The following is an 8,460-nucleotide window of genomic DNA, read 5'->3' as shown; positions in this document are numbered from 1 at the left end:
CACCTGCTTGTCCGCTAGTTACTGATGGTCCAAGGGCGGCTGAAAGTCCACGAACCGCAGCAGAGCTAACCGCAAGCCATGAACGCCGTCCCTTCTCCCGCCTGCGGGAAAAGGTGCCCGAAGGGCGGATGAGGGGGCTTCTGCTTCGGGCTTCTGCTTCGGGCTTCTGCTTCGGGCTTCTGCTTCGGGCTTCTGCTTCGGGCTTCTGCTTCTGCTTTAGCTCTAGCTTTGGCATTGCTTCCAGCTCCAAATCGCCACCCCCAACCCCGCACTTTTTACGCGCCTTTTACGCCAGCCCCACCCCGGCAGCGTCGATCGTTTACGCCCCCCAGGCGGAGGATAGCGGCCTGATCGGGGTGATCAGACTTGTCGTTCGCGCCTGCCTGCCGCCCTACCCGTCCACCGACGCGTACTCCGGCAGCCCCGGCCGCGTCCTGATCATGATTCGAGGTTTCCATGCCCGGCTGGCTTGCTCTGTTGTGCGGCGTAGTGGTGCTGATCGCCGCTGCCTACCTGTTGTACGCGGTCCTACGACCTGAGTCGTTCTGAGGAGCGCTATCGTGATCGAACCCATCATCATCATTCTGGCCAGCCTGGCGCTGGCATGGCCGCTCGGCCTGTACCTGGCGCGGCTGATGCGCGGTACGCCGATGCGTACCGACGTCCTCTTCCATTGGATCGAAAAGCCGCTGTACCGCGTGCTCGGCGTTGATCCCAACCACTCCATGTCCTGGCGCGGCTACGTGGTCGCGTTCCTGCTCAGCAACCTGATATTGGCAGTGCTGACCCAGGCGGTGTTCATGACCCAGGCCTGGTTGCCGTTGAACCCGGACAACATCCCCAATATGCGTTGGGACACCGCGTTCCACACCATGGTGTCGTTCCTGACCAACACCAACCAGCAGCATTACAGCGGTCAGGCGCAGCTGTCCTATTTCTCGCAGATGACCGGCATCACCGGCCTGCAGGTGATCACCCCGATGATGGGACTGGCACTTGCGGTGGCAACGCTGCGTGCCTTGTTCATGAAGCCTGCAAGCAACGATACCGGCAACACCCCGGTGCGCGTCACTGTAGGCAACTACTACGCCGACGTGGTGCGCCTGTGTCTGCGCTTCCTGCTGCCGCTGTGCCTGGTGTGGACGCTGCTGCTGAACTGGCAGGGCGTGCCTTCCACGCTGGCTGGTGGCCCGCAGGCAACGCCGATCGATGCCAGTGCAGGCATGGAAACGCAGAAGATCCCGCTCGGCCCGGTCGCGGCGATGGTCGCGGCCAAGCAGCTCGGCGCCAATGGCGGCGGCTGGTACGGCCCGAACAGCAGCTTCCCGCTGGAGAACCCGACGCCAGTGTCGAATGCGCTGGAACTGATCGGCATCCTGCTGATCCCGATGGCCATCATCTGCATGCTTGGCGCCTTCACTGGCCGGCGTCGCTTTGGTGCCTTGGTTTTCGGCTGCATGTTGACCATGTCGGTGCTGTCCACCAGCGCCAGCCTGTGGCTGGAAGGTCACAGCGCCAGCGCCGCCAGTACTTTGCTGATGGAAGGCAAGGAAGCCCGCTTCGGTGCCAATGGCACCGCGCTGTGGTCGTCCATCACCACCCAGGTGCAGAACGGCTCGGTCAACGGCATGCATGATTCGCTGAGCCCGCTCGGCGGCATGATGCCCATCATCAACATGCTGATCAGCGCGATCTGGGGCGGCATTGGCTGCGGCATCCAGCAGTTCCTGGTCTATCTGATGATGGCGGTGTTCCTGGCCGGCCTGATGACCGGACGCACGCCCGAACTGCTCGGCCGCAAGCTGGAAACGCCACAGGTGCGCCTGCTCGCGGTGCTGGTATTGCTGCAACCGATCACCCTGCTCGGGCTGACCGCACTGACCCTGGCCGTGCCCGGCCTGGCCGGCACCTCCAACCCCGGTTTCCATGGCATCAGCCAGGTGTTCTACGAGTTCACCTCGGCCTATGCCAACAACGGCTCGGGCTTTGAAGGACTGGCCGACAACACCGTGTGGTGGAACCTGAGTTGTGCGCTGGTGTTGGTGCTGGGTCGTTTCCCGATCCTGATCATCCCGCTGATCATCGCCACCCAGCTGGCCGCCAAGCGGCAGGTGCCGCAAAGCGCGGGCAGCCTGCAGATTGAAACCCCGACCTTCGCATTGACGCTTATCTGCGTGGTCATCGTCCTTACCGTGCTGCAGTTCCTGCCAGCGCTGGTGCTTGGCCCGGTGGCCGAACACCTGAGCCTGCTGGCCCTGCAGGGAGCCCCCTCACCGTGAACGCCCCCATGAACCGTTCTGTTTCTCCTGCGGCATCGCGCCGCCCCGCCCTGCTCGATGCGGCCGGCCTGCGCCGTGCGCTGATCGACTCGATCCGCAAGCTGTCGCCGCTGCACCTGCTGCACAACCCGGTGATGGCGGTGGTGATGGTCGGCACCGTGCTGGCCTTGGTCGTCACCCTCAGCGGCACCGCGCCGCTGGGCTTCGGCCTGGCCGTCACCGCGATCCTGCTGGTGACGGTGTTGTTCGGCAATTTCGCCGAAGCCGTGGCCGAAGCGCGTGGCCGTGGCCAGGCCGCGTCGCTGCGCCGTGCACGCCAGGACCTGGTCGCACGGCGTGTTTCCACGCCGTTGCAGGGTGCTGCCGAAAGCCGCGTCCCCGCTGCCGAGTTGCGCCCGGGTGAGTATGTGATCGTCAGTGCCGGCGAGTTCGTGCCGGCCGACGGCGAGATCGTGCGTGGTCTGGCCACCATCAATGAGGCTGCTGTCACCGGCGAATCGGCACCGGTACTGCGCGAAGCCGACACCGACCGTTCCGGCGTGATCGGCGGCACCAAGGTGCTGTCCGACGAGATCGTGGTGCGGGTCAGTGCCGAGCCGGGCCATAGCGTCCTCGACCGCATGATCGCGCTGGTGGAAGGCGCAAACCGGCAGAAGACGCCCAACGGGATCGCGTTGACCTTGTTGCTGGCGGCGATGTCACTGACCTTCCTTGTGGTAGTGGCGACGTTGCCAGCGATTGCAGGCTTTGTCGGCGTCACCGTCGATCCGCTGCTGCTGATCGCCCTGCTGGTGTGCCTGATCCCGACCACCATCGGCGGCCTGCTGCCGGCCATCGGCATCGCCGGCATGAACCGTGCGTTGTCGGCCAATGTGCTGGCCAAATCCGGCAAGGCCGTGGAAGTAGCCGGCGACGTCGACGTGCTGTTGCTGGACAAGACCGGCACCATCACCTACGGCGACCGTCAGGCTACGCACTTCCATCCGCTGGCCGGTATTGATGCTGCACAGCTGCGTGAAGCATCGCTGCTGTCGTCGCTGGCCGACCCGACCCCGGAAGGCAAATCCATCGTGCGTCTGGCCCGCCAGCAGGCATGCACCACCGCCGAGCCGGAAAAAGCGGAGTACCTGTCCTTCACCGCACAAACCCGCATGTCCGGCGTCGACCTGGACAACGGCCGCAGCATCCGCAAGGGCGCTGCCGATGCCATCACCGCACATGTGTTGACGCTGGGCGGCAGCGTGCCGAACGAGCTGCAGGCACGGGTGGATCAGGTTGCCCGTGGCGGTGCCACGCCGCTGGTGGTCAGCGAAGGAAAGCATGTGCTTGGCGTGGTGGAGCTGGCCGACGTGGTCAAGCACGGCATGCGTGAGAAGTTCGCGCAGCTGCGGGCGATGGGTATCCGCACGGTGATGATCACCGGCGACAACCCGCTCACCGCCGCCGCCATCGCCGCCGAAGCCGGCGTTGATGACTACATCGCGCAGGCCCGGCCGGAAGACAAGCTGGCGCGCATCCGTGCCGAGCAGGCTGGTGGCCGGCTGGTGGCGATGGTCGGTGACGGCACCAACGATGCGCCAGCACTTGCCCAGGCCGATATTGGTCTGGCGATGAACTCGGGTACGCAGGCGGCCAAGGAAGCCGGCAACATGGTCGATCTGGATTCTGATCCGGCCAAACTGCTGGCGGTGGTGGAAGTGGGCAAGCAGCAGCTGATCACCCGCGGCGCGCTGACCACCTTCTCGCTGGCCAATGACGTCTCCAAGTACTTCGCGATCCTGCCGGCGCTGTTCGCCGCCAGCATCCCGTCGATGGCGGCATTGAACGTGATGCAGCTGTCGAGCCCGCGCAATGCGGTATTGGCGGCGTTGATCTTCAACGCACTGGTGATTCCGGCCCTGATTCCGCTGGCCCTGCGCGGCGTGCGCTTCCGTCCGGCCACCGCCACCGCGCTGCTGCGCCGGAACATGCTGGTGTACGGCCTGGGCGGCGTGCTGCTGCCGTTTGCGGCCATCAAGGCCATCGACCTCCTTCTTGTCCTGGTATTTGGCGCATGAACACCTCCAACACTTCCTCCCGTCGTTCCGGCAACCCGCTGTGGCGGCCGGCCATTGGGCTGTCCTTGTTCGGCCTGCTCGGCACCGGTCTGGTCTATGCCGTGCTGGCGACTGGCATCTCCGGCTCGCTGTTCCCGGCACAGGCCGATGGCAGCCTGATCCACGATGCCGACGGACAGGTGCGTGGCTCGCTGTATCTGGCGCAGCGGTTTGCTGGCGATGGCTATTTCCAGACCCGTCCTTCGGCGGCCAACTACGACCCGATGGCCGCGGCCGGCAGCAATATGGCGCGCAGCAATCCGGACCTAGTCAAGCGCGTCAGCGAAGCCACGGCTGCAGTTGCCGCACGCGAGAAGATCGATCCGGCCACGGTGCCGGCCGATCTGGTCACGCAGTCGGCCAGCGGCTTGGACCCGGAACTGTCACCGGCTGCGGTGCAAGTGCAGGTGGCACGCGTGGCTGCTGCACGTGGCTGGTCGGAAGCGCGCGTGCAGTCGCTGGTTGATGCGCAGTTGCAGGACCTCCAATGGGGCGTGTTCGGGCAGCCGCGTATCAATGTCATCGCTCTCAACCGGGCCTTGGATCAGGCCACGCATGCGCGGTGATGTCGGCCGCACCAGCAACAGCGCACAATCGCAGCCATGAACGACTCCCGTAGCCGCCAGGCCGATGCCTTGGCCGAGGCCCTGCAACGCGACGCCGGCGGCAAGCTGACCGTCTTCCTCGGTGCCGCACCGGGTGTAGGCAAAACCTTCAGCATGCTCACCCGCGCCCAGGAACAACTGCGCCGCGGGGTGGATGTGATGGCGGCCGTGGTTGAAACCCACGGCCGCAGCGATACTGCCGCCCTGCTCGACGGCCTGCCGCGCATTGCAATGTGCGCGGTGGAGTACCACGGCCATCAGCTGCAGGAGATGGATCTGGACGCGGTGCTGGCACGCAAGCCGGCGCTGGTACTGGTCGACGAGCTGGCCCATCGCAACGCCCCCGGCAGCCGTCACGAACGGCGCTGGCAGGACGTGATGGAACTGCTCGATGCCGGCATCGACGTGTGGACCACGATCAACATCCAGCATCTGGAAAGCCTCAACGATGTGGTGATGCGCATCACCGGTGTGCGCGTCAGCGAGACCGTGCCGGACGTGGTGTTCGACCGCCTGCACGACATCGTGCTGGTCGACCTGCCACCACGCGAGCTGATCGAACGCCTGCAGCAGGGCAAGGTCTACGTGCCGGAACAGGCCGCGCAGGCACTGCAGGCATTCTTTTCGCCGGCCAACCTCACCGCCCTGCGCGAACTGGCGATGCAGGAAGCCGCCGACCGCGTCGACAGCAGTCTGCGCGAAACCCGCGCCGCACGCGGCGAAGGCAATCTGCCGCTGCGGCGGCGTGTTGTCGTTGCCATCGACGGCGGCGGCCAGAGCGAATATCTGGTGCGGGTGGCACGGCGCATCGCCGAGCGCCGCGATGCACCGTGGACAGTGGTGACCGTGCAGCACCGCCGTCACGACGAGGCCACCCGCCGCGAGATCGACGATGCGTTCGCACTGGCGCGGCGCTTGGGCGGTGATGCCGAATTGCTGCATGGGCCGGGCATCGCCGATGCGCTGCTCGACTACGCCGCGCACAACGCGGTGTCGTCGCTGGTGCTGGGCCGTACCCGCGAGCGGCCGCTGGCGCGGCTGTTCAACCAGACCCTGACCCAGCAGCTGATCCAGCGCGGCGCGCACTACGAAATCACCATCATCAGTACCCCGCAGGCACGCGCCAACGCGCGTCGCTTCGGTCTGTCGCTTGCCCCGGACAGCTGGGGCAAGGATGCGATGACAGCAGTATTGGCCACCGCCGGCGCCTGCCTGGCCGCATGGCTGGGCGAACACTGGATCGGCCTGAGCGATCTGGCGATGGTGTTCATCGTCGCGGTGGTGCTGGTGGCCGCACGCACCCGCATGAGTGCAGCGGTGCTGGCAGCGACGCTGTGCTTCCTCGCCTACAACTTCTTCTTCATCGCACCGCGCTTCACCTTTGCGATCAGCGCGCGGCAAGGCGTGATCACCGTCTTCCTGTTCCTCGCCGCCGCACTGGTTGCCGGCCGCTTGGCATCGCGCCTGCGCATGCAGGTGGTGGCGCTGCGCGCGGCCAATCGCCATGCCAATGTGCGGCAGACGCTGGGGCGGCAGTTGGTTGGCGCCACTGACAATGCCCAGGTTGCGCATGCTGGCCGCGTGGCTCTGGAGCAGGCACTGGATGCGCCGGCGTGGGTACGGCTGGGTGAGGACACCAGCACCAGCGGCACAGCCGCGCCGGGCGACACCGATCTGGCTGCCGCCGATTGGGCGCTGCGGCATGGGCAACCTGCCGGCCGCTTCACCGATACGCTGGCCGGCGCCGGCTGGTGGTTCCTGCCGCTTCTTGACGGCGAAGCGCACGCAATCGGCGTAGCCGGCCTTCGCTTTGACCATCAGCATCCACGCCTGGCCCCGGAGCAGCGTCAGCTGGTAGAGGCGATGGCCGACGACATTGCCCAGGCCGCATTGCGCACGCGGCTGGTTGCCGATCTGGAAACCGCGCATCTGCACAACGAAACCGAGCGCCTGCGCTCTGCGCTGCTGTCTTCGGTATCACACGACCTGCGCTCGCCGCTGGCGGCAATGATCGGCTCGGCCGACAGCCTGTCCAGTTACGCCGATGCAATGGATGCCAGCGACCGCCGCGCCCTGCTCGACACCATCGTGGTCGAGGGCGAGCGACTGGACCGGTATATCCAGAACCTGTTGGACATGACCCGGCTCGGCCATGACGGGCTCAAACTCAACCGCGACTGGATCGGCGTGGACGAGCTGATCGGTTCAGCCGCACGGCGCCTGCAGCGCTACCAACCTGACGTACGCCTGCAGTTGGATATTCCAGCCGACTTGGCACCGATCTGGGTGCATCCGGCACTGGTCGAGCAGGCAGTGTTCAACGTGATGGAAAACGCCGCCAAGTTCTCGCCGCCCGGCGTGCCGGTGGAAGTGCGCGCACGCCAGCAGGCCAACGAGCTGCGCATCGAGGTGATCGACGCCGGCCCGGGCATTCCCGATGCCGAGCGCTCGCGCATCTTCGACATGTTCTACAGCGTGGAGCGCGGCGACCGCGGCCGCCAGGGCACCGGCCTCGGCCTGACCATCTGCCAGGGCATGATCGGCGCGCATGGTGGCAGTGTCGAAGCGCTGCCGGGACGCGACGGACGCGGTACCCTGATACGCATGACCCTGCCCCTGCTCCAGCCGTACCCAGAGAGCCCGCGCGATGATGGCTGAAGCGCCGGCCATTCCGCCGCCGCGCGTGCTGGTGGTCGATGACGAAGTGCAGATCCGGCGCTTTCTGGATATCTCATTGCGTGCGCAGGGCTATGCGGTGAGCCAGGCCGCCAACGGCGCCGAAGGCCTGCAGCGACTGGCCGAAGATGGCGCCGATCTGGTGGTGCTGGATATCGGCCTGCCCGACATGGAAGGCCACGACGTGCTGGCCGAGCTGCGGCAATGGAGCCAGGTGCCGGTGATCATGCTCAGCGTGCGTGCCGGTGAAGCCGAGAAAGTTCGCGCCTTGGACAACGGTGCCAATGACTACGTAACCAAGCCATTCGGCACCCAGGAATTGATGGCGCGGGTGCGGGCCCTGTTGCGCAGTCGCAGCACCGACAGCGAAGGCCAGGTGCCGGTGTTCGATGACGGCCGCCTGCATATCGACCTGTCACGCCGCGATGTACGCGTGGACGGCGAAGCGATTGCACTGACCCGCAAAGAGTACGCGCTGCTGGCGTTGTTGCTGCGCAATGCCGGGCGGGTGGTGACACAACCGCAGATCCTGCAGGAAATCTGGGGGCCAACGCATCGGCACGACACCCACTACCTGCGCATCCTGGTGGGGCGGCTGCGGCACAAGCTGGGCGATTCGGCGCTGGAATCGCGGTATCTATTTACCGAACCCGGTGTTGGTTTGCGGTTTGGTGGGGCGTGAGTTGATGCGACGCTATTGTGGTTGGGTTTGTGGGGGCGGCGTAAAACCCGCAACGAAAAAAAAAAAACACCCCGATTGTAACAAAAATTAACGGGGTTTTAAACTGGAGCCGCACTATCATA

6 protein-coding genes are annotated in these 8,460 nt (G+C 65.6%); all 6 read left to right on the top strand.

Going from position 1 to position 8,460, the window contains the following annotated elements; translation table 11 throughout:
• Window positions 1-456 precede the first annotated feature (456 nt).
• Genes ACVOMF_RS19730 through ACVOMF_RS19705 form a run of 6 tightly spaced genes read left to right on the top strand, consistent with a single transcriptional unit; the run spans window position 457 to window position 8,338 of the window.
• Window positions 457-549 (top strand): potassium-transporting ATPase subunit F, encoded by a 93-nt coding sequence (locus ACVOMF_RS19730; protein ID WP_054660392.1) that lies wholly within the window; start codon window positions 457-459, stop codon window positions 547-549.
• An 11-nt stretch (window positions 550-560) separates the two neighbouring features.
• Window positions 561-2,279, top strand: a complete 1,719-nt coding sequence (kdpA, locus tag ACVOMF_RS19725; protein WP_481510776.1) for a potassium-transporting ATPase subunit KdpA — start codon at window positions 561-563, stop codon at window positions 2,277-2,279.
• Window positions 2,280-2,287: 8 nt separating this feature from the next.
• The gene (gene kdpB, locus ACVOMF_RS19720) at window positions 2,288-4,336 is read left to right on the top strand and encodes a potassium-transporting ATPase subunit KdpB (protein ID WP_481510775.1); all 2,049 of its coding nucleotides are present in this window, start codon (window positions 2,288-2,290) and stop codon (window positions 4,334-4,336) included.
• Window positions 4,333-4,941, top strand: a complete 609-nt coding sequence (kdpC, locus tag ACVOMF_RS19715) for a potassium-transporting ATPase subunit KdpC (protein ID WP_481510774.1) — start codon at window positions 4,333-4,335, stop codon at window positions 4,939-4,941. The genes kdpB and kdpC overlap by 4 nt, the downstream gene beginning before the upstream one ends.
• A gap of 36 nt (window positions 4,942-4,977) precedes the next feature.
• The gene (locus ACVOMF_RS19710) at window positions 4,978-7,638 is read left to right on the top strand and encodes an ATP-binding protein (protein ID WP_481510773.1); all 2,661 of its coding nucleotides are present in this window, start codon (window positions 4,978-4,980) and stop codon (window positions 7,636-7,638) included.
• Window positions 7,631-8,338 (top strand): response regulator transcription factor, encoded by a 708-nt coding sequence (locus ACVOMF_RS19705; protein WP_481510772.1) that lies wholly within the window; start codon window positions 7,631-7,633, stop codon window positions 8,336-8,338. Before ACVOMF_RS19710 ends, ACVOMF_RS19705 begins: the two co-directional genes overlap by 8 nt.
• Window positions 8,339-8,460 lie beyond the last annotated feature (122 nt).

This window comes from Stenotrophomonas sp. STEN022 (assembly GCF_056760155.1).
Note: the sequence above shows the minus strand (reverse complement) of the source record. Positions and strands in the feature narration are given on the sequence as shown.